The sequence below is a fragment of the Microbacterium sp. NPDC086615 genome, from assembly GCF_040686055.1.
Classification (GTDB): Bacteria; Actinomycetota; Actinomycetes; order Actinomycetales; family Microbacteriaceae; genus Microbacterium.
Genome location: NZ_JBFBJJ010000001.1, coordinates 405129 through 425221 on the forward strand (window position 1 = coordinate 405129; position 20093 = coordinate 425221).

Genomic DNA, 20093 nt, shown 5'->3' on the forward strand with positions numbered 1-20093 from the left:
GCTCGACCGCCGCGACCCCGGTAGACTCGAACGCTATGGCTGACGGCCCCTTGATCGTGCAGAGCGACCGCACCGTCCTCCTCGAGGTCGCACACCCCGAGGCGGAGACGGCGCGGCATGAGCTCGCGGTCTTCGCCGAGCTCGAGCGCGCACCCGAGCACATCCACACCTATCGGATCACCCGGCTAGGGCTCTGGAACGCGCGGGCGGCCGGCCACGACGCCGACGCGATGCTCGAGACGCTCGACCGCTGGTCGCGCTTCCCGGTCCCGGCTTCGGTGAGCACCGACATCCGCGAGACCGTCAACCGCTACGGACGCCTGGTCATCGAACGCAACGACGAGAACGAGCTCGTCCTCCGCTCGACCGACCCGGCGGTGCTCGGCGAGGTTTCACGCAACAAGCGCATCTCACCCCTGCTCATCGGGCACCCCACGCCCGACACCTACCTGATCGACGCGTGGGCGCGAGGCCACATCAAGCAGGAGCTCCTCAAGATCGGCTGGCCCGCCGAAGATCTCGCCGGCTACACACCGGGCACCCCGCACCCGATCGATCTCGCCGAGGACGGGTGGAGCCTGCGCCCGTACCAGCGGCAAGCCGTCGACTCGTTCTCCGAGGGCGGTTCGGGTGTCGTGGTGCTCCCCTGCGGGGCGGGCAAGACCCTCGTCGGAGCGGGCGCCATGGCCGACACCCGCACGACGACCCTCATCCTGGTGACGAACACCGTGAGCGCCCGGCAGTGGCGCGACGAGCTGCTCCGCCGCACGACGCTCACCCCCGAAGAGATCGGCGAGTACTCGGGCCAGGTCAAAGAGATCAAGCCCGTCACGATCGCGACGTACCAGATCCTCACCGCGAAGCGGAAGGGAGAATACGCCCACCTCGCCCTGCTCGACGCGCTCGACTGGGGTCTGGTCCTCTACGACGAGGTGCACCTCCTCCCCGCTCCCGTCTTCAAGCTCACCGCCGACCTGCAGGCGCGGCGGCGCCTGGGGCTGACCGCCACGCTCGTGCGCGAGGACGGACGCGAGGGCGACGTCTTCAGCCTGATCGGCCCCAAGCGGTTCGACGCGCCGTGGAAAGAGATCGAGGCGCAGGGCTTCATCTCGCCGGCCGCGTGCTACGAGGTGCGCATCGACCTGCCCGCCGGCGAGCGGCTCGAATACGCCGCCGCGGCCGACGAAGACCGTTACCGGCTGGCCGCGACGGCTCCCGCGAAGATCGACGTCGTGCGCCGGCTCGTCGAGCGCCACCCCGACGAGCGCATCCTCGTCATCGGTCAGTACCTCGACCAGATCGATGAGCTGTCCGAGGCCCTCGACGCGCCGAAGATCACGGGGGCGACCCCCGTGGCGGAGCGCGAAGAGCTGTTCCAGGCCTTCCGCGTGGGAGAGATCTCGCTCCTCATCGTGTCGAAGGTCGCGAATTTCTCGGTCGACCTGCCCGAGGCGTCGGTCGCCATCCAGGTCTCGGGATCCTTCGGGTCGCGTCAAGAAGAGGCGCAGCGCCTCGGGCGCCTGCTGCGACCGAAGCAGTCGAACCACACGGCGAGCTTCTACACGCTCATCGCGCGCGACACGGTCGACCAGGATTTCGCGCAGAACCGCCAGCGATTCCTCGCCGAACAGGGGTACGCGTACACGATTCTGGATGCCGACGGGATCGACGCCGCGGCTGCCTGAGACATACCAGGGTGCGGCTTTCCGTTCCATATCCAGCACTTTGCTGGGTGCAGTCACGATAATGAGGGCATGACAGCTCCTCGCATCCTCGTCGTGGACGACGAACCGAACATCCGCGATCTGCTCATCACGAGCCTGCGCTTCGCCGGTTTCCAGGTGCGAGCCGTGGCCAACGGCGCGCAGACGATCTCGGCCGTGCTCGAAGAAGAACCCGACCTCATCGTGCTCGACGTGATGCTGCCGGACATGAACGGGTTCAGTGTCACCAAGCGTCTCCGCGGCGCCGGCTACACCGCTCCGATCCTCTTCCTCACGGCCAAGGACGAGACCGAAGACAAGATCATGGGGCTGAACGCCGGAGGCGATGACTACGTCACCAAGCCGTTCAGCCTCGACGAGATCGTCGCGCGCATCCAGGCGATCCTCCGCCGCACGATGCAGGCCGACGAGGAGTCGATCATCCGCACGGGCGAGCTCACGATGGACCAGGACACGCACGACGTCAGCGTCGGCGACGTCTCGATCGACCTCAGCCCCACGGAGTTCAAGCTCCTGCGTTACCTCATGCTCAACCCCAACCGTGTGCTGTCGAAGGCGCAGATCCTCGACCACGTCTGGGAGTACGACTTCAACGGCGACGCCGGCATCGTCGAGAGCTACATCTCCTACCTCCGCCGCAAGATCGACCCGCACTCCTCGGAGCCGCTCATCCAGACCAAGCGCGGCTTCGGCTACATGCTGAAGTCGGGCAAGACCGTCTGAGCGGAGACTCCTCCTGCACTCCGACGATGCCGTGACGCGCTGGTGGCGCCGACTGAGCCTGCGGGCCAAGGTCACCGGCGTCACTGTCACGCTCCTCGCGGTCGGGCTGTTCGCCGCCGGCATCGGCACGATGGTCTTCCTGCGCACCACGCTCGTGAACAACCTCGACGAGCAGCTGGCACAGCAGGCGGCGGGCAACATCGCGAACACCATCTTCACGACGACCAACGAAGACGGTCGGATGGTGTTCACGCCGGTCGAGAACGCCCCGCAGATCGGGTCGATGGTCGTCGTCTACAACGCCGAGGGCCAGCGCGAGGCCTTCTTCAACGGCACGTCGACGAAGGCCACGCCGCAACTGCCCGACACGTTCACGACGCCGCAGACCTACACGCAGCTCGACAAGCGCATCGACCTGGATGACCCGGTCACGGGGCAGCACTTCATCGCGCGCGTGGGTCTTTTCGAAGTACCCAACAGTGGCTCTTACACCCAGATGGTGATCCAGCCGCTCGGACCGACGGATCGGATCGTCGCGGCCTACGTCGGCATCTACGGCTTCGTCGCTCTGCTCATCCTCATAGCGAGCGCGCTGCTGACCCGCTGGCTCGTGACCCTCACGTTCCGGAGTCTGAATCAGGTCGAGACCACCGCGATGGACATCGCGGCCGGCGACTTCAGCCAACGTCTCACCGACATCGTCCCCGACACCGAGGTCGGTCGCCTCAAGACGGCGATCAACGCCATGCTCGCGCGCATCGACGGAGCGCTCGGACAGCGGGACGCCACCGTCCGGCAGATGCGCCGGTTCATCGGCGACGCGAGCCACGAGCTGCGCACTCCCCTGGTCACGATGCGCGGCTACGCCGAGCTCTACCGGATGGGTGCCATCCGCTCCGACGAGGATGTCGCCCAGTCGATGGAGCGGATCGAGAAGGAGGCGATCCGCATGGGTGCCCTCGTCGAAGACCTCCTGGCTCTCGCGCGCCTCGACGAGCGTCGCGACGTGAGCATCACCGCGATCGACCTCCGCCCCATCGCGCGCGACGCCGCCCTCGACCTGCGCGTCACCTCACCGCAGCGCGAGGTCACGGTCGACGACACGACCAGCCGCGACGAGATCGTGCTGCCCGTCATGAGCCTCGACGTGCTGCCCAAGACGGAGACGGATGCCACGGGCGCGAACGGTCGTCGCAGAGGCGCTCCGACGACCTCGGCGATGGCGATCGCGGGTGCGACGCTGTCGCGTCTGAGGCGTCGAGCCAAGGACACCGGCGACGGCCCGGTCGTCGAGCTCGCTGCCGAGTCCTCGCCCCCCGCCACGAGTTCGGCGAAACCCGTCCGTTCGTCGCCCCGCCTCGCGCCGATCGTGTTGGGCGACGAGAACAAGGTGCGACAGGTCGTGACGAACCTTCTGGGCAACGCGCGGCGGTTCACCCCCGACGACTCCCCCATCGGACTGCGCGTGGGCGTGGATGCCGATGCCGACATGGGGTGGATCGAGATCATCGACCACGGCGAAGGGGTTCCCGAGCAGATTCGCGACCAGATCTTCCAGCGGTTCTGGCGGGCGGACACCTCGCGCACGCGGGAGACGGGCGGGTCGGGTCTCGGCCTGTCGATCGTGGCATCCATCGTCGATCTTCTGCATGGAAAGGTCGAGGTCGTCGACACCCCCGGCGGAGGAGCGACCTTCCGGGTCTCCCTTCCCCTCGCCGATCGACGCGACGCGCAGGAGCACGCGCTGATCGAGACGCAGCCGCTCCAGCGTCTCCCCGAGGACTACCGGCCCGAGTCGCCGACCGCGTGACCCTTCCGCGCCCCGCGCTCGCTGTCACCCGCCTGCCCTGCGCCCGGCAACACGGCGCCCCTCGCCGTGCCCGCGCCCGCCCCCCGCGCCGTACCCGCGGCCTCGTCCGCTCCCCCTCGTTCCCCTCGCCACGCTGACGTGGAACGAGGGGAACGAGGACGAGCACGCTGACGTGCGCCGAATGCTCACCCTGACGCTCCCGCCGCGAGTATTCGGCGCGAGTCATCTCATCTGGGTCGCCCGCGGGTTCGGTCGCGGCCGAGAACGAGAGAACGCCCCCTCCCGAAGGAGGGGGCGTTCTCATGACGCGTCAGGCGTGGATCAGAAGTCCATGCCACCCGTCGGGTCGCCCGCGGGAGCGGCGACCTTCTCGGGCTTGTCGGCGACGACGGCCTCGGTCGTGAGGAACAGACCGGCGATCGACGCGGCGTTCTGCAGCGCGGAGCGCGTGACCTTGGCGGGGTCGATGATGCCCTGCGCGAAGAGGTCGCCGTACTCGCCGGTTGCGGCGTTGAGGCCGTGACCGACCTCGAGCTCCGCGACCTTGTTCGCGACGACACCGGGCTCGAGACCGGCGTTCAGCGCGATCTGCTTGAGCGGGGCCTCGATGGCGACCTTGACGATGTTCGCACCGGTGGCCTCGTCACCCGAGAGCTCGAGCGACGCGAACGCCGTCTTGCCCGCCTGGATGAGCGCGACGCCACCACCGGCGACGACGCCCTCTTCGACGGCGGCCTTCGCGTTGCGGACGGCGTCTTCGATGCGGTGCTTGCGCTCCTTGAGCTCGACCTCCGTGGCCGCGCCGGCCTTGATGACGGCGACGCCACCGGCGAGCTTCGCGAGGCGCTCCTGGAGCTTCTCACGGTCGTAGTCGCTGTCGGTGTTCTCGATCTCGCGGCGGATCTGGGTCACGCGACCCTCGATCAGCTCCGACTCACCGGCACCCTCGACGATCGTGGTCTCGTCCTTGGTGATGATGACCTTGCGGGCACGGCCGAGCAGGTCGACGGTCGCGTTCTCGAGCTTGAGGCCCACCTCTTCGGTGATGACCTGGCCGCCGGTGAGGATCGCGATGTCCTGGAGCTGCGCCTTGCGACGGTCGCCGAAGCCGGGGGCCTTGACGGCCGCCGACTTGAAGATGCCGCGGATCTTGTTGAGCACGAGCGTCGCGAGAGCTTCGCCCTCGACGTCCTCGGCGATGATGAGGAGCTCCTTGCCCTCCTGGATCACCTTGTCGACGATGGGCAGAAGGTCCTTGATGTTCGAGATCTTCTGGTTCGCGATCAGGATGTACGGGTCTTCGAAGACCGCCTCCTGACGCTCGGGGTCGGTGACGAAGTAGGGGTTGATGTAGCCCTTGTCGAAGCGCATGCCCTCGGTGAGCTCGAGCTCGGTGCCGAAGGTGTTCGACTCCTCGACGGTGACGACGCCTTCCTTGCCCACCTTGTCGATGGCCTCGGCGATGAGCTCGCCGATCGCGGGGTCGGCGGCCGAGATGGAGGCGGTCGCGGCGATCTGCTCCTTCGACTCGACCTCCTTCGCCGAGGCGAGAAGCTCGTCGGTGACGGCCTTGACGGCCTTCTCGATGCCCTTCTTGAGCGAGATGGGGTCGGCGCCGGCGGCGACGTTGCGCAGGCCCTCGCGAACGAGCGCCTGAGCGAGGACGGTAGCGGTGGTGGTGCCGTCACCCGCGACGTCGTCGGTCTTCTTGGCGACCTCCTTGACCAGCTCAGCGCCGATCTTCTCGTACGGGTCGTCGAGCTCGATCTCCTTGGCGATCGAGACGCCGTCGTTCGTGATCGTGGGAGCGCCCCACTTCTTCTCGAGCACGACGTTGCGACCGCGGGGGCCGAGCGTCACCTTGACGGCGTCGGCCAGCGTGTTGAGGCCGCGCTCGAGGCCGCGGCGGGCCTCCTCGTCGAAAGCGATGATCTTTGCCATAAGTGTGTCGTCCCTCCCGGACGGGTGACTTCCAGATTTTGGCACTCGACGAAAGCGAGTGCTAACTCATTCTGGCACTCGCCCCTAGGGAGTGCAAGCCGCGAGCCGTGCCGCACAGCACGACGCCGTGGCATCCGTCGAACGGATGCCACGGCGTGCGAAACGTCGTGTTAAGCCATCAGGCGAACCGACTCGGCCTGCGGTCCCTTCTGGCCGGAGCCGACGGTGAACTCGACCGCCTGCCCCTCCTCGAGAACACGGAAGCCCGACATCTCGATGTTCGAGTAGTGAACGAAAACGTCCTGGCCGTCCGTCACGGTGATGAAGCCGTAACCCTTCTCGGCGTTGAACCATTTGACGGTGCCCTGCGTCATGCGAATCTCCTGTGTTGCTGGATGACGAGGTCAACGTAAGCACGCGAAGATGCGCGGAATCGGCCGTCAGCGGCATTGTTGACGTGCGTGCACCGAACTTTTTACGCCGCGGAAACACGCGGGCCGCGAGGGCGTCAGGGGGTGGGCTGGGCCGCCGCGCGATCGAGGCCGATCACGACGATCAGCCGCTTCTCGGCACTCTCGTCGTCGGGCGTGTTCGGGTCGTCGGTGGGCTGGAGGAAGTCGCTCTGCGCGACCTCGGCCCCTCCGATGGCGTCTGCGAGCCCCCGGGCGGCCTGCTCGTCTTCCGGGCGCAGGTAATAGATGGTCGTCGTCGCGAAGTCGGTCGTGTCGGAGTCGCCGGTCTGGACCGTGTCCGCCGCCCACCCCGCCGCGATGATCTGATCGCGCAGGTTGCCGGCGAGACCTTCGTCGGACGTGCCGTTGAGCACGACGACAGAGTACGAGGGGTCGATCACCGCCGGGGTCGTGGGGACGATCGTCGGCGTCGCGACGGGCTCGGAGCCGAACGAGATGCGCCCCGAGACCACGAGCGTTCCGAAGATGCCGACGGCGATGAGGACCACGGTGGCCACCGCCGCCCACAGGAACACGACCCAACCCCGGAGATGCGGGTTCTCAGCGCGGTGCGCACCGATGCGGCCGGATTCGGCGGGGAGGTCGTCGAAGCGATCCCGAGGGAAGGTCGATCTGGCCATTGGACGATGCTACCGGTCGTTGCCTTTGCGCCCCGTCACAGGGTCGCGGCGCGGTCGAGCCGCGTGCGCGGGTCGCCGTCACGCAGACGCCGCAGACGACGAACGAGCATCGGGTCGTGCGCGAGGGCCTCGGGTCGGTCGATCACTCGCCCGAGCAGCTGGTAGTAGCGCGCGGGCGGCATGTCGAAGGCGCTGCGGATCGCCTCCTCCTTCGCACCTCCGTGCCGACGCCACTCACCCTCGAAAGCGAGGATCTCGCGGTCGCGGTCGGAAAGAGGCACGGGATCGACGCTACTGCGCGCCGGAGCGTATCTTCGGATGCCACGCCACCCACGCCCCGAGGGGATCCACGCCCCCGAGCACGTCGCCGTCGAGCGCGAGCGCGAAGCCGTCCGAGCGCACGTCCGGCGGGCTCGTCCATCCGTCGTGGAGTCCCGGTGCGTCGAGGGTGATCCAGCGTCCGGCCCGCCGCGCAGCGGCGATCACGTCCGCGCGCCCGACACGGGGGACGTGCGCGAGGACGCCGGGCGTCGTGACGACGAGCGTCGCCTCTCGCGGGGCGTCCGCGGCGAGCGCCGGCAGCGCGGCGGCGCCGTCACCCTCGATGAGGAGCGGAGGATCGGATGCCGCGATGTCGAGCGCGGCGACGATACGCTCGCGCCGTCCCTCCTCCCCCGGCCACACCAGTCCCGTCAGCCACGCCCGGTCCTCCGCGTCGCGGGCGTCGAGAGGGTTCAGGTCGATGCCCGCGCGCCACACGATCTCGGGCATCCGCAGGGGCGGGACACCGTCGAGGTCGCACTCGAGCACCACCGGGCTCGGTCCGTCGACCGGGTCGAGAGAGACCACCTCCGCGCCCCGGCGATAGCGGTAGGAGTAGCGATCGGGGTACAGACAGAGACCCGCGCTCGCGCCGACCTCGAGCAGCGCGATCGGCCCCTCGATGAGCGAGAGCGCCGGCAGCAACGCCGCACAGCGCTGGGGTTCGTTCGTCTGTACGCTCCGACGATCGCACTCCGCGACGAGGGCGTCCGCGTGAGCGACCACCCAGTCCGCCCAGGCGTCGACACCGTCCGGTGCACCGAGGAGTCGCATCACGGCGAACACGAGCGGCGGCTGGCGGTGCGTCTCCGCGATGCGCGCCACGACCTCGGTCACCTCGGCATCGGCGACGACGCGCTCCGCCCAGATCGCATACAGCACCGACCGACCGGGAGCCTCATCGCGCGCGAATCGGCGGTAGCGATCGACGACGGTGGTCACGGCATCCTGGTGCATCCGAGAATTCTCTCTCGCCGACCTGATCGGCGTCCGGCACGAGAGAATAGGACGTGAACGAAGGGGACCTTGCAATGACATATGCCGTCGAAAAGTCCGACGACCAGTGGCGCGAGGAGCTCTCGCCCGAGCAGTACGCGGTGCTGCGGCAGGCGGGGACCGAGCGCGCGTGGACCGGTGAGCTCCTGGACGAGAGCCGCGCGGGCCTCTACACGTGCGCCGCGTGCGGCGCCGAGCTGTTCCAGAGCGGCACCAAGTTCGACTCGCACTGCGGGTGGCCGAGCTTCTACGAGTCGGTGCGGCCCGAGGCCGTCGAGCTGCTCGAAGACAACAGCCACGGCATGCAGCGCACCGAGGTGCGCTGCGCGAACTGCGGATCGCACCTGGGCCACGTCTTCCCCGACGGCTTCGGTACGCCCACCGGCGACCGTTACTGCATGAACTCGCTGTCGCTCACCTTCACCCCGGAAGAGCAGGCGTGAGCGCGCTCGAGGCGATGCGCGACCGTCGGTCGTGGTCGAAGGTCACGGATCTCGCGCCGACGAGCGTCGAACTCGAGGCCTTCGTCGCCGCGGCCGGTCGCGTCGCCGATCACAAGTCCCTGCGCCCGTGGCGGATCATCGAGATCCGCGGGAGCGATCGCGACATCCTCGCCCGCGCATTGAACAAGGCGGACGGCAAGAAGGGCCATTCCTCCAAGCCGCGCCGCGCCCCGCTGATCCTCGCCGTGGTCGCCGACGTGTCGTCGAAGAAGATCCCCGCGTGGGAGCAGGAGGCCGTGGCATCCGGCGTCGCCCACATGCTGAGCCTCGCGCTCGACGAGGCCGGCTTCGGCGTGTTCTGGCGCACCGACGACAAGACGCGCAGCAAGTCACTGGCGAAGGCCCACGGCCTGAAGAAGGGCGAGGTCCTGCTGGGGTGGCTCTACGTCGGCGGCAAGCCGCAGCGCTCGCGTCCGGTCCGCCGGAAGACCGTGGATGCCACGAAGCACATCTCGCGACTGCCCGGGACCAAATCCCGGAAGAAGGCGAAGGGCGAAGCCGCCGCTCTCTGAGATCCTGCCGCGTGACGCCGTCGGTGACGTGATCGCCGGCGGCGTCAGCGTGTGCGGCGGCGCCACGGGACCGCCGCGACCGCGACACCCAGGAGGGCGGTTCCCGCGGCGAGGAGGGCGATCGGTGTCGAGGGGGCCGCGGGCGCCGGCCAGAACGCGTCGAGCACGACCGACGTGCTCAGCAGACCTGTGACGGAGCCGAGGCCGAGCAGGAGCACTCCGGTGCGTCGCACGATCTGCGCCGACAGGAAGATGTAGACGACGCCGATCGTCCCGCCGAGATACAGCCATGGATCTGCCGGGAGAGCGCGAGGCGGTCCGGCGAACCCGATGTGGATGGCGGCAGCGGCGATCAACACGATCGTGCCACCCAGGAAATTCACGAGGGTCGCGGTGAGAGGACTGTCGACGCGCACCCGCAGCCGCCCGTTCGTGCCCTGCTGCCACGACACTCCGGCCCCCGCGACGACGGGGATCAGGATCATCCAGAGCGGAACGCTGCCGACCGCTCCGTCCGCGAGACAGACGCCGACCCCCGCGATCGCCAGGAGGGCGCCGATCAGGCGGGGGCGGGTCACCGCCACCACGCCGGCCGGACCGTAGCCGGCCCGATCGAGCGCGAGTCCCCCGCTGGTCTGGCCCGCGACGAACCCGACGGTGAACAGGGCGACCCCGATCGCCCCGACGGTCAGCCCCTGGCTCGCGACGGTGAAAGCGCCAGCGGCTCCGCCCAGCAGCATCCACACCGGTATCGATCGCGCTCGCACCCCCGCGAGCAGACGACCGATCCCGCGCCGCCCGGCAGGAAGCACCAGGGCGATCGCCAAGACCACGACGAGCCCGGAGCCGAACGAGACGGCTCCCGCGAGGACGCCGTCGTTCAGCGCCGCGCCCAGGCTGCCGTTCACCCGCGTCTGCACCGCGGTCATCGCCCCCACCGCGACGGCGCCACCCACGGCGGCGACGATCGACCCGCGCTGCGCCATGGTGCTCTCCTCGCGGCCGCTCGCCGTGAGGGCCATCGTCGATCGTACGACGCCTCACGCGCCGCCACGGGAGCCGACGGTGCTCGTCGCCTCGCTCAGCGGGTATGCGCGTCGTTCCACATCACCCGGAGCACGTCGGCGAGGGTGTCGACCGCGACCCCCTCGGCGACGGCCGCGTCGACGAGGGTGCGAAGCTGCCGGGTCAGGTCGGCCGGCAGCGGAGCGACGCCCGGCGCGACGCGCGTCCCCGATCCCACCCGGCTGACGATGAGGCCCTCGTGCTCGAGAGCCCGGTACGCCTTCTGCACGGTGCCGGGCGCGACTCCGAAATCGGCGGCCGCTTGCCGCACGGTGGGCAGCTTCTCCCCCTCTCCGAGCCGGCCCGACAGGATCAGACCGCGGAAGAAGCGGTGCAGATCGATGGGAGCGGTGACGTTCTCGGGTCGCGTGCGCGTGGCATCCGTCATGCCGGTACCTCCACCGGCGGAGCGGAGCGCCGCGGTCGGGCGCGGACGAGACCGATGGCGCGGACGACCAGCAGCGCCAGGAGCATGCAGCCTCCGATCTGCAGGAACGGTGCCACGAAGCCTCCGGTGAGGATCAGGTCGGCGTGCGGGAGCGAGACGTCGTGGCGCACCTCGGCACCCGAGTCCGTCATGACGGTCATGGTCGTGACCGCACCCGAGCGCGCCATGTGCAGCAGCCCGCCGAGCGCGATGAGCATCACAGCGAGAGCGAGCGTGACGAGGTCACGCGCCGCATCGGACCGGCCGGACCGTTGCGTCTCGAGCCGGAGACGGTCCGAGAACGGACGCACGGCGTTCCGATGCAGGGCGAACACGACGCCCGCGGCGAGCGCGATCACTCCCGCGAGCAACGGGATGCCGTAGGCCCAGCCGGGGAAGACGGTCACGATGGGTGGCGCATCGACGTTGGGCACGTCCAGGGCCACGTGAGCGGCGACGCCCGGCTCGAGAGCGGCGGACGTCTGGCCGAAGACGACGACGACGCACGCGGTGACGGCCATCAGCGCGAGGAGGATCCGGATGCCAGGGCGGGAGCCGAAGGTCGTCCAGGTGCGCCGGGCGATCGACGTCGCGTCGACGGTGCGCCGCGGCGCCTTCGTCCGCAGGAGTGCACCCCAGACCGCCATCCCCGCCGCAGCCGCGATCGGCGCGACGGCGAACCGCCACCACGACACGGTGGCCGACATGTCGAGAACGTAGCCGCGCAACGCGAGGTCGACGACCCAGACGACCCCGACGACGAGCGCGATCGCGCCGACCGCGACCCGCTCCTCACGGAGGACGCTTCGCCCCGTCGAGCTCCCGCGCCGCACCCGCACCACGACGAGAGCGAGCGCGATGCCGAGCGCGGCACAGACCACGGGCGACGACAGCAGCCCCCAGACGATCTCCCACGGGGATGCCCGCAGCATCCGGCTCCAGACGTCCCACAGATATTCTACGTTCACGGCAACCACCTTTCGTGTCACATTCTTAGCCAATGCGTGCCACAAATGCGACACAATTTACGAGCGGGCGCCAGAGAGGCCTTCGAGACGGACTGACCGCCACGTCGATGTCGACGTCACCCTCACGAATGCGTCAGGCTGTCCCCGTGACCCAGCTCCGCCCCGGCCCCCATGACGTATCGCGCATTCTCGGAGACCTGACCGCGTCGTCGGGCACCGATCGCGAGTTCCTCGCTCATGCTGAACTGCATCTGCCCCGTCTGCACGAGCTCTTCGTCCGCCTCTACGGCGAGCGGTACGACGGACTCGAGCGCTTGGCATCCCTCGTCGACCTCGCCCACCGCTCCTGGGCGGAGCGTCCCGCGGACCTCCGCGCTCTCGACCGCGCGCGCGACGGCGAGCCCGATTGGTTCGAGAGCGAGAGCATGCTCGGCGGCGTCTGCTACGTCGACCGGTATGCGGGCGGACTCAGTGGCATCCGGGATCAGATCCCGTACTTCCGCGAGCTGGGGCTGACCTACCTGCACCTCATGCCGCTGTTCGAGAGCCCCGAAGGCAACAGCGACGGCGGTTACGCGGTGTCGAGCTACCGACGCGTGAACCCCGCGCTGGGAACGATGGAGGAGCTTGCCGCGCTCGCCGCGGACCTGCGCCGCGCGGGCATCTCTCTCGTGGTCGACTTCATCTTCAACCACACGAGCAACGAGCACGAGTGGGCGCAGAAGGCCGTCGCCGGCGAGGCCGGTTACGAGGACTTCTACCTGATCTTCCCCGACCGCGAGATGCCCGACGCCTACGAGCAGACGACGCGCGAGATCTTCCCCGACGACCATCCGGGGTCGTTCGTGCAGCTCGATGACGGCCGGTGGATCTGGGCCACGTTCTACCACTTCCAGTGGGACCTGAACTACGCCAACCCCGCCGTCTTCGAGGCGATGGCCGGCGAGATGCTCTTCCTCGCGAACCAGGGCGTGGAGATCCTGCGGATGGATGCCGTGGCCTTCATCTGGAAGCGACTCGGAACGACGTGCGAGTCACTGCCGGAGGCGCACCTGCTCCTGCAGGCGTTCAACGCCGTGCTGCGGATGGCGGCGCCCGGTCTGCTGTTCAAGTCCGAGGCGATCGTGCATCCCGACGAGGTCGTCTCGTACATCTCGCCCGACGAGTGCCAGATCTCCTACAACCCGCTGCAGATGGCCCTCACCTGGGAGGCCCTGGCCACCCGGGACGGCCGCCTGCTGCAGCAGGCGCTCGAGCGTCGGCACGCCCTCCCCGAGGGCACCGCGTGGGTCAACTACGTGCGCAGCCACGACGACATCGGCTGGACCTTCGCCGACGAGGATGCCGCCGAACTCGGCATCGACGGCTACCCGCACCGGCGCTTCCTCAACGATTTCTACGTCGGTCGAGCGGACGGGACCTTCGCCCGCGGGGTGCCGTTCCAGGAGAACCCGCGCACCGGCGACGCCCGCGTCACCGGCACCACGGCATCCCTCGCGGGAATCGAAGCGGGCGACGCGGGCGGCGAAGACCGTGTGATCCTCGCGCACGCCCTCGCGCTGTCGACCGGGGGCATTCCCCTGCTGTATCTCGGCGACGAGGTCGCCCAGCTGAACGATTACGGATACCGCGACCGCCCCGACGAAGCCGGGGACAGCCGGTGGGTGCACCGCCCCTTCCGTCCCGTGCAGGGCTACGCCGACCGAATGGATGCCGGGACCCCGGCGGGTCGGATCTTCGCTCGACTGACGCGCCTCATCGACCTGCGGCGGGCGACGCCCGAGTTCGCGGGCAACGAGCTCATCGCCTTCGACGCGCACCACGATTCGGTGGTCGGCTTCCTGCGCCCGGGGGCGGCGGGCAGCTCGGTTCTCGTTCTCGCGAACGTCGGCGATCACGCCGTCCACATCGCCCCGCTGACCCTGTCTGGACTGGTCCCCGACGCCGTGGACCTCGTCGAGGGCGTCAAGGTCTCGCTCCGGCCCGGCCGCACGCTTCCCGCGCACGGGGTCACCTGGCTGCGGGTCGCGCTGCGCTGAGGCGCCTCAGCCGGTGTACCAGCTCAGCGAGACCTCGCGTACGTCGAAGAACCCGCGGCGGGCACGCACGAGCGTGAAACCCTCCGCACTGAGGGCCCGGGCGTACTCTCGCGTGAGGCGCTCGTGCTTCACTTCCTGCCAGCCTGCGGGGTAGCGGTAGGCGTGGGTGACGACGCGTGGGCGAGCCATGAGAGTCCTCCTCACGTGCAGGATGCCACCGCCGCCGGCCCGTGAGGCATCGACGACGTTCCGATCGTGTGAACAATCGGTCAGAGCCGGCCGTGAGCGAGCCAAGCCCCTCGCGAGGTTGGACACGACGGGGAATCGAACGTGGTGCCGGCTACAGGACTTGAACCTGCAACCCCCGTATGCGCAACTTCATTGCCCGCGGCGTCCCAGAATGTCCCGCCGACCTGGTTTTATTGAGCCTCCACTGACCCAGAATATCCCGCAACTATCCGGTGCTATCCCGGTAAAAGCGGTACGCAAGCGACCCTCACGACGCGAATAGCTCGAGGATGGCGCGCACGTCCGGCCCCTGATGCAGTCGCCGAATGTCGTGCCGCTTAGTGATCTTCGGGGACTCGTGGCCCGACTGCCCGGCGGCCGTCTCGTCGTCGATGCGCGCGCGATCATGTCGTCGCTGATCCTGCCCGATCCCATGCCGAAGCTCCCATCCTCCGGCCGAGGGGAACCAGGCTACGACATGGCGCCGACACCCGGATATGCTCACTCAAACCGAGTGGGGGAGTTCACAGCAATGCCATATCTCATCGTGGCCGGTGTCGTGATTGTCGTGATCGTGCTGCTCATCACGTTCTGGTACATCACGCTGCCGCTGATGCTCATCGGTGTGCTCGCATGGGCTACCCCAAAAATTGTGCGGGCGATCCGCAAGAGGCGTTACTTCGCGAGTGAAGAGTTCGCGGCCCACAAGGCTGAGATCGCGGGGCTCACCGCCGAGCACAACGAGGTCGCCCAGTACGTCGACGAGATCAGGGCACGAGCATCATTCGAGGTGGGCTCGAGCGGCACTGGCAAGCACGCGCACCTCGCCACCTTCGAGAATACGAGCGTCCAGAACTACCAGCGTGAGCGCAACGTGGCTGAGTACGCCGCGAGCAATGTCCACAACTGCTCCCTTCAGGTGGTCAGGAATGCTGCTGGGGACCCGATCAAGTACGTGTCCAAGTACTTCGATATGAAAGCCAAGGAGGACACGCTCGCGGACGTCGAAGCGCTGGGCGAGAGCATCGCGAGTTTGGAAGCCGCCGTGCAGAATCTTGCCACCCGTGAGGCACAGATCGTCGGAGCCGTCAACCCACCAGCGTTCATCATGAAGTACTACGCGCAGGAATTCATGGATCAGGTGGGTGTTGAGCTGTCGCCCGTCGTCGTTCCCTACCCGGAGTATCGATTCGAGTACGTCAGCGCAGGAGGGAATAGTTCCCAGCGCACGGTGGTGAAGATGGACACCGCGGCGATCGACGCGATGATCGAGTACCTCGCGAGCTCGATTAAGTTCCGCCAGAGCGCCGCCGGGCAGAGGGCGCTGATGACGGCGAAGCTGCGTACGTTCATCAAAGACCGTGACGGGTGGCAGTGCCTGAACTGCGCGGCGTCAGTCCAGGTAGAACCCAACCTGCTCCTCGAGGTGGATCACATCACGCCAGTGTCGAAAGGAGGGCTCACGCAGGTCGAGAACTTGCAGACCCTCTGCTGGCGGTGCAATCGATCGAAGTCGAACAAGATCATCGCAGCGTAGCCGAGGTTATGTCGGAGGCCCGGCGTAACGTGCGGAGCACGCCCACCGTCATCGACCTCCTGGACTTCGAGGAGCAGTGTCCGCGCTGGTCGGGCCGGAAGACGAGGCGATCCGCGCGCGCTTCCGGGTGCCGCCGACGCGGTACTTTCAGCTGCTCGTCCACACGCACGACACGGCCGGAGCCGTTGAGGCACGGCCGATGGTTGTGCACCGCCTCCGACGCCTCCGCGACGCGGGTGACCGAGAACTCTGTCGACGTGCTGGCTGAAAGCGGTACGTTTCCGGTACTTTCGAGCCTCTCGCGGTCCTGTCGAGGCCGCGGATCGGCGGAATTACGTGCCGGCTACAGGACTTGAACCTGCAACCCCCGTATTACAAGTACGGTGCGCTACCAATTGCGCCAAGCCGGCAGGCGTCCCAGTCTAGCGATGCGCGGGAGCGCCTCCCGCGCACACCGGGTCAACCCGCGGGCGTCGCCGTCGGGGTGGCGGAGGGCGTCGGGGTCGGCGTCGCCGTGGAGTAGTACGCGTTGCTGTCGATGGTCAGGACGAACTGCGCGAACTCCTTCGGGTCGTCCATGTGACCCACGTACGGGGTGCCGTTGACGAGCACGGTGGGCAGCGTGGTGAGCGCGAGGCCCTTCGTGTCGGGGAGGCCCTTGATCGCGCGATCGGTCGCGGCCTTCGCCCAGCCGGTGTAGGTCTCGTCCTCGATGCACGAGCGCACCGTCGCGACGTCGCTGACCCCGGCACCCTGCGCCATGTCGGCGAGCTGCTGGTCGCTGTAGCCCTCGGAGTCGACGGCGGGCTGGTTGGTGAGCAGCTCGTGGTTGAAGGCGAAGAAGCGATCCGACGCGTGCGTGGCGACGCAGGCCGAGGCGCCGGCGGCGCGGAGGCTGTACTTCGTGCCGTTCGACTTCGAGGTGAGCATCGCGACCGGGTAGTACGTCAGCTTCGCGGCATCCTCGTCGACCCACTTGGAAAGCTGCTCCGCATTGGCCACCTGGAACTCGCGGGCCTCGGTGGAGAGGTAGTCCACGTACACACGGATGTCCACGGGAGCGGCCGTCGACGTGGGGGTCGGTGTCGGCGTGGTCGCCGGTTCGGGGGTCGGGGTGGCTCCGGCGGCGAGACTCGACGCGTCGCCGTCGACCGCCTGGGGCGCCGACGGGTCGGGGACCCCGGTCGCGCTCGACACCAGGAAACCGTCGTCCGTGGCCGCGGCCGGAAGCGCCTGAGGACGCGAGCCGTTCGACGACACCGCGTACGTCACCGCGACCGCACCCACCGCGACGACGGCCACGGCGCCCGCGCCGATCAGCGAGCGGCGAAGGACGCGCAGGCGCGCCTGGCGCGCCTTGACCTGCTGCGCCTTCTCACGCACCGCCTCACGGCGATCGCGTTCGGCGGGCACATTCGGCGTCTGGTCGTTGGACATGGAACCTCTCGGGCACGGCGGTGCCGCAACAAATCTGGGGATCGCTCGGGTTGGGGCGAACGAGCACCGATGCTAGCCAGGCTGGCTGAGAAAAGCCCAGACGCATGGCATACTGACCCTGCGCCCACCGTCGGGCGCGCGGGGTCGCCCCCGCTCATTCCATTCACTACGGATCGTCCGGCACGTACCTGCCGGTGAAGGAGAAGAGAACATGGCGTCCGTCACATTCGACAACGCAACCCGTCTGTACCCCGGTGGCACCCGTGCCGCCGTCGACAAGCTCAACCTCGAGGTGGGAGACGGCGAGTTCCTCGTCCTGGTCGGCCCCTCCGGTTGCGGTAAGTCCACGTCGCTCCGCATGCTGGCCGGCCTCGAAGAGGTCAACTCGGGTCGCATCCTCATCGGCGACCGCGACGTCACCGACGTCCCCCCGAAGGACCGTGACATCGCCATGGTCTTCCAGAACTACGCGCTCTACCCCCACATGACCGTCGCCGAGAACATGGGCTTCGCGCTCAAGATCGCGGGCGTCGGCAAGGAAGAGCGCGCCGCGCGCGTCCTCGAGGCCGCGAAGCTCCTCGACCTCGAGCAGTACCTGACCCGCAAGCCGAAGGCCCTCTCGGGTGGTCAGCGTCAGCGTGTCGCCATGGGCCGCGCGATCGTCCGTCAGCCCCAGGTGTTCCTCATGGACGAGCCGCTGTCGAACCTCGACGCCAAGCTCCGCGTCCAGACGCGTACGCAGATCGCGTCGCTGCAGCGCCGCCTCGGCGTCACCACGGTCTACGTCACGCACGACCAGACCGAGGCGCTCACCATGGGCGACCGCATCGCCGTGCTCAAGGACGGCCTGCTCCAGCAGGTCGGCACCCCGCGCGACCTGTACGAGAAGCCGAAGAACGTCTTCGTCGCCGGCTTCATCGGCTCGCCCGCGATGAACCTGTTCTCGGTCGACCTCGCCGAAGGCGGCGTCCGCTTCGGCGACCTCGTCGTCCCCGTCGAGGCCGACGTCATCGGCAAGGCGCACGGCTCCGAGGTCACCATCGGTGTCCGCCCCGAAGACATCCAGGTCGCTCCGGCCGACGGCCGCGGCCTGTCGGTCGTCGTCGACCTCGTCGAGGAGCTCGGCGCGGACGGCTACCTCTACGGCCACACCGACATCAACGGCAAGCGCACCGACCTGGTCGCCCGTGTCGACGGCCGCCGCCACCCGAACGCCGGTGAGACCGTCGTCCTGGCTCCGGTTCCCGGGCACGTGCACGTGTTCGACGCCACCTCGGGCGACCGCCTGACCGACAAGGCCATCGCCTCGGCCTGATCGACGCACCGCTGCGGCGCGTCTTCGTCCCCGACCTGTCACGGGACGAAGACGCGCCGCACCTGTTTTCCCCGGAGACACCGTGTCCGAATCCCTCCGCATCACCGCCAGCGCCGTCGACCCGGGGCTGCTGCAGCTCCCCTGGTCGACCGGTCTCGCCGACTGGCCGAGCAACCACATCGTCGCGCTCCCCAAGGGCATCTCCCGCCACCTCGTGCGTTTCGCGAATCTGTCCGGACGCGTGGTCGCGATCAAGGAGACCACCGAAGAGATGGCACGCCGCGAGTACGACATGCTCGGCAACCTCGACCGCCTCGACGCCCCGTGCGTCGATCGGATCGCGGTCATCGCGGGACGCACCGACGCCTCGGGTCGTCCTCTTCCCGCGGCGCTCGTCACCGCGCACCTGCGCTTCTCGCTCCCCTACCGCGCCCTGTTCACGCAGGTGCTGCGCCCCCACACGGCGACGCGCCTCGTCGACGCCCTGGCCGTCCTCCTGGTGCGTCTGCACAACGTCGGGTTCTACTGGGGTGACGTGTCGCTGTCGAACACCCTCTTCCGCCGCGACGCCGGCGAGTTCGCCGCCTACCTCGTCGACGCCGAGACCGGCGAGCTCCACGGCAACCGCTTGAGCCCGGGACAGCGCGCGCACGACCTCGACATCGCGCGGACGAACATCGCCGGCGAGATCATGGATCTCGAAGCGGGCGGTCGTCTGGAGGGCGGACTGGATGCCGTCGCCATCGCCGACGGTCTCGTCTCGTCGTACCACTCGCTGTGGGGCGCCCTGACCGACAAAGAGTCCTTCGCCGTCGACGAGTCATGGCGCATCACCGAGCGCGTGCACCGTCTGAACGCCCTCGGCTTCGACATCGGCGAGATGTCGATGAGCACGACGCCTGACGGCACGCGCGTGTCCATCCAGCCGAAGGTCGTCGACGCCGGTCACCACCAGCGACGCCTGCTCCGCCTCACCGGACTCGACGTCGAGGAGAACCAGGCTCGGCGCCTGCTGAACGACCTCGACGAGTTCCGCGCCCGCGTGTCACGGCTGGGTTCGGACGAAGAGATGGTCGCCCACGAGTGGCTCACGCGCGTCTTCGAGCCGATCGTCATGGCGATCCCGTTCGACCTGCGCGCCAAGCTCGAGCCCGCCGAGGTCTTCCACCAGGTTCTCGAGCACCGCTGGTACATGTCGCAGGCGCGCGGCCGGTCCGTGCCGCTCGCCGAGGTCGTGTCGTCGTACATCGACGACGTCCTGCGCCACCGCCGCGACGAGGCCACCGTCATGGGCCCGCCGACCGACACGATGTCGCTGCCGACGGTGTCCGACGCCGATGCCCCCGCGACGGGCGAGGTGCCGACGACCGACACCGACGTCGTGGACTGGCGCGACCTGGTCTGACGCCACCGCTCCTCAACGCGGAGGCCGTGGCATCCGGAGACGATCCGGG

General features: G+C 68.5%; 20 protein-coding genes and 1 tRNA gene. 10 read left to right on the forward strand and 11 right to left on the reverse strand.

Going from position 1 to position 20093, the window contains the following annotated elements:
- Window positions 1–35 precede the first annotated feature (35 nt).
- From AB0O24_RS01910 to AB0O24_RS01920, 3 genes are all read left to right on the forward strand, one after another.
- Entirely contained in the window at window positions 36–1685 is a 1650-nt protein-coding gene (locus tag AB0O24_RS01910) for a DNA repair helicase XPB (RefSeq protein ID WP_275799934.1), read from the forward strand.
- A 69-nt stretch (window positions 1686–1754) separates the two neighbouring features.
- A complete protein-coding gene (locus tag AB0O24_RS01915; RefSeq protein ID WP_013585852.1) occupies window positions 1755–2447 on the forward strand; it encodes a response regulator transcription factor in 693 nt (230 codons plus the stop codon).
- 31 nt (window positions 2448–2478) lie between these two features.
- Complete coding sequence (locus AB0O24_RS01920) at window positions 2479–4257, forward strand: HAMP domain-containing sensor histidine kinase (RefSeq protein WP_363372138.1); 1779 nt, start codon at window positions 2479–2481, stop codon at window positions 4255–4257.
- 321 nt (window positions 4258–4578) lie between these two features.
- Here AB0O24_RS01920 and groL read toward each other — a convergent pair whose 3' ends face one another.
- The 5 genes from groL to AB0O24_RS01945 all read right to left on the reverse strand — a co-directional run bounded on the left by groL (window position 4579) and on the right by AB0O24_RS01945 (window position 8569).
- Window positions 4579–6198 (reverse strand): chaperonin GroEL, encoded by a 1620-nt coding sequence (gene groL / locus AB0O24_RS01925; protein ID WP_058597322.1) that lies wholly within the window; start codon window positions 6196–6198, stop codon window positions 4579–4581.
- A 170-nt stretch (window positions 6199–6368) separates the two neighbouring features.
- A complete protein-coding gene (locus AB0O24_RS01930) occupies window positions 6369–6572 on the reverse strand; it encodes a cold shock domain-containing protein (RefSeq protein ID WP_013585848.1) in 204 nt (67 codons plus the stop codon).
- Window positions 6573–6706: 134 nt separating this feature from the next.
- Window positions 6707–7291, reverse strand: coding sequence for a LytR C-terminal domain-containing protein (locus AB0O24_RS01935; RefSeq protein ID WP_363372141.1), 585 nt, complete (start codon window positions 7289–7291; stop codon window positions 6707–6709).
- A gap of 35 nt (window positions 7292–7326) precedes the next feature.
- A complete protein-coding gene (locus AB0O24_RS01940; protein WP_058614745.1) occupies window positions 7327–7572 on the reverse strand; it encodes a DUF3263 domain-containing protein in 246 nt (81 codons plus the stop codon).
- A gap of 10 nt (window positions 7573–7582) precedes the next feature.
- Entirely contained in the window at window positions 7583–8569 is a 987-nt protein-coding gene (locus AB0O24_RS01945; RefSeq protein ID WP_363372143.1) for a DUF2332 domain-containing protein, read from the reverse strand.
- A gap of 74 nt (window positions 8570–8643) precedes the next feature.
- Between AB0O24_RS01945 and msrB the strand changes: the two genes are divergently transcribed.
- Window positions 8644–9051, forward strand: a complete 408-nt coding sequence (gene msrB, locus AB0O24_RS01950; RefSeq protein WP_275799926.1) for a peptide-methionine (R)-S-oxide reductase MsrB — start codon at window positions 8644–8646, stop codon at window positions 9049–9051.
- 14 nt (window positions 9052–9065) lie between these two features.
- Window positions 9066–9623 (forward strand): nitroreductase family protein, encoded by a 558-nt coding sequence (locus tag AB0O24_RS01955; RefSeq protein ID WP_058597329.1) that lies wholly within the window; start codon window positions 9066–9068, stop codon window positions 9621–9623.
- A 44-nt stretch (window positions 9624–9667) separates the two neighbouring features.
- On the opposite strand, the gene AB0O24_RS01960 is transcribed toward AB0O24_RS01955, so the two are convergent.
- Genes AB0O24_RS01960 through AB0O24_RS01970 form a run of 3 tightly spaced genes read right to left on the reverse strand, consistent with a single transcriptional unit; the run spans window position 9668 to window position 12083 of the window.
- Window positions 9668–10645 (reverse strand): DMT family transporter, encoded by a 978-nt coding sequence (locus AB0O24_RS01960; RefSeq protein ID WP_275799924.1) that lies wholly within the window; start codon window positions 10643–10645, stop codon window positions 9668–9670.
- 59 nt (window positions 10646–10704) lie between these two features.
- Window positions 10705–11076 carry a GntR family transcriptional regulator gene (locus tag AB0O24_RS01965; protein ID WP_363372147.1) on the reverse strand — a complete coding sequence of 124 codons (372 nt, stop codon included), beginning with the start codon at window positions 11074–11076 and terminating at the stop codon, window positions 10705–10707.
- Window positions 11073–12083, reverse strand: coding sequence for a hypothetical protein (locus AB0O24_RS01970; protein WP_363372149.1), 1011 nt, complete (start codon window positions 12081–12083; stop codon window positions 11073–11075). Before AB0O24_RS01970 ends, AB0O24_RS01965 begins: the two co-directional genes overlap by 4 nt.
- Window positions 12084–12229: 146 nt before the next feature.
- On the opposite strand from AB0O24_RS01970, the gene AB0O24_RS01975 reads away from it, so the two are divergent.
- Window positions 12230–14122 (forward strand): alpha-amylase family protein, encoded by a 1893-nt coding sequence (locus AB0O24_RS01975; RefSeq protein ID WP_363372151.1) that lies wholly within the window; start codon window positions 12230–12232, stop codon window positions 14120–14122.
- Between the two features lie 6 nt (window positions 14123–14128).
- On the opposite strand, the gene AB0O24_RS01980 is transcribed toward AB0O24_RS01975, so the two are convergent.
- Complete coding sequence (locus tag AB0O24_RS01980) at window positions 14129–14311, reverse strand: alternative tryptophan synthase beta-subunit (RefSeq protein ID WP_275799917.1); 183 nt, start codon at window positions 14309–14311, stop codon at window positions 14129–14131.
- A 397-nt stretch (window positions 14312–14708) separates the two neighbouring features.
- Between AB0O24_RS01980 and AB0O24_RS01985 the strand changes: the two genes are divergently transcribed.
- Entirely contained in the window at window positions 14709–15887 is a 1179-nt protein-coding gene (locus tag AB0O24_RS01985; RefSeq protein WP_363372154.1) for an HNH endonuclease signature motif containing protein, read from the forward strand.
- Window positions 15888–15963: 76 nt separating this feature from the next.
- Window positions 15964–16155, forward strand: a complete 192-nt coding sequence (locus tag AB0O24_RS01990; protein ID WP_363372157.1) for a DUF3263 domain-containing protein — start codon at window positions 15964–15966, stop codon at window positions 16153–16155.
- A 69-nt stretch (window positions 16156–16224) separates the two neighbouring features.
- Here the strand turns inward: AB0O24_RS01990 and AB0O24_RS01995 are convergent.
- Window positions 16225–16297: transfer RNA gene (locus tag AB0O24_RS01995), tRNA-Thr, on the reverse strand.
- A 49-nt stretch (window positions 16298–16346) separates the two neighbouring features.
- On the reverse strand, window positions 16347–17324 hold the full coding sequence (locus tag AB0O24_RS02000) for a thioredoxin domain-containing protein (RefSeq protein ID WP_363372160.1): 978 nt from the start codon (window positions 17322–17324) through the stop codon (window positions 16347–16349).
- Between the two features lie 211 nt (window positions 17325–17535).
- Between AB0O24_RS02000 and ugpC the strand changes: the two genes are divergently transcribed.
- A complete protein-coding gene (gene ugpC / locus AB0O24_RS02005; RefSeq protein ID WP_058597443.1) occupies window positions 17536–18639 on the forward strand; it encodes a sn-glycerol-3-phosphate ABC transporter ATP-binding protein UgpC in 1104 nt (367 codons plus the stop codon).
- An 82-nt stretch (window positions 18640–18721) separates the two neighbouring features.
- On the forward strand, window positions 18722–20044 hold the full coding sequence (locus tag AB0O24_RS02010; protein ID WP_058597442.1) for a DUF4032 domain-containing protein: 1323 nt from the start codon (window positions 18722–18724) through the stop codon (window positions 20042–20044).
- Window positions 20045–20093: the final 49 nt, after the last annotated feature.

Excerpts from the sequence above, each read along its gene's own strand:
- AB0O24_RS01910 (WP_275799934.1), top strand. The coding sequence starts at position 36 with ATGGCTGACGGCCCCTTGATCGTGCAGAGCGACCGCACCGTCCTCCTC.
- AB0O24_RS01915 (WP_013585852.1), top strand. The coding sequence starts at position 1,755 with ATGACAGCTCCTCGCATCCTCGTCGTGGACGACGAACCGAACATCCGC.
- groL (WP_058597322.1), bottom strand. The coding sequence starts at position 6,198 with ATGGCAAAGATCATCGCTTTCGACGAGGAGGCCCGCCGCGGCCTCGAG.
- AB0O24_RS01930 (WP_013585848.1), bottom strand. The coding sequence starts at position 6,572 with ATGACGCAGGGCACCGTCAAATGGTTCAACGCCGAGAAGGGTTACGGC.
- AB0O24_RS01935 (WP_363372141.1), bottom strand. The coding sequence starts at position 7,291 with ATGGCCAGATCGACCTTCCCTCGGGATCGCTTCGACGACCTCCCCGCC.
- AB0O24_RS01945 (WP_363372143.1), bottom strand. The coding sequence starts at position 8,569 with ATGCACCAGGATGCCGTGACCACCGTCGTCGATCGCTACCGCCGATTC.
- msrB (WP_275799926.1), top strand. The coding sequence starts at position 8,644 with ATGACATATGCCGTCGAAAAGTCCGACGACCAGTGGCGCGAGGAGCTC.
- AB0O24_RS01955 (WP_058597329.1), top strand. The coding sequence starts at position 9,066 with ATGCGCGACCGTCGGTCGTGGTCGAAGGTCACGGATCTCGCGCCGACG.
- AB0O24_RS01960 (WP_275799924.1), bottom strand. The coding sequence starts at position 10,645 with ATGGCCCTCACGGCGAGCGGCCGCGAGGAGAGCACCATGGCGCAGCGC.
- AB0O24_RS01965 (WP_363372147.1), bottom strand. The coding sequence starts at position 11,076 with ATGACGGATGCCACGCGCACGCGACCCGAGAACGTCACCGCTCCCATC.
- AB0O24_RS01980 (WP_275799917.1), bottom strand. The coding sequence starts at position 14,311 with ATGGCTCGCCCACGCGTCGTCACCCACGCCTACCGCTACCCCGCAGGC.
- AB0O24_RS02000 (WP_363372160.1), bottom strand. The coding sequence starts at position 17,324 with ATGTCCAACGACCAGACGCCGAATGTGCCCGCCGAACGCGATCGCCGT.
- ugpC (WP_058597443.1), top strand. The coding sequence starts at position 17,536 with ATGGCGTCCGTCACATTCGACAACGCAACCCGTCTGTACCCCGGTGGC.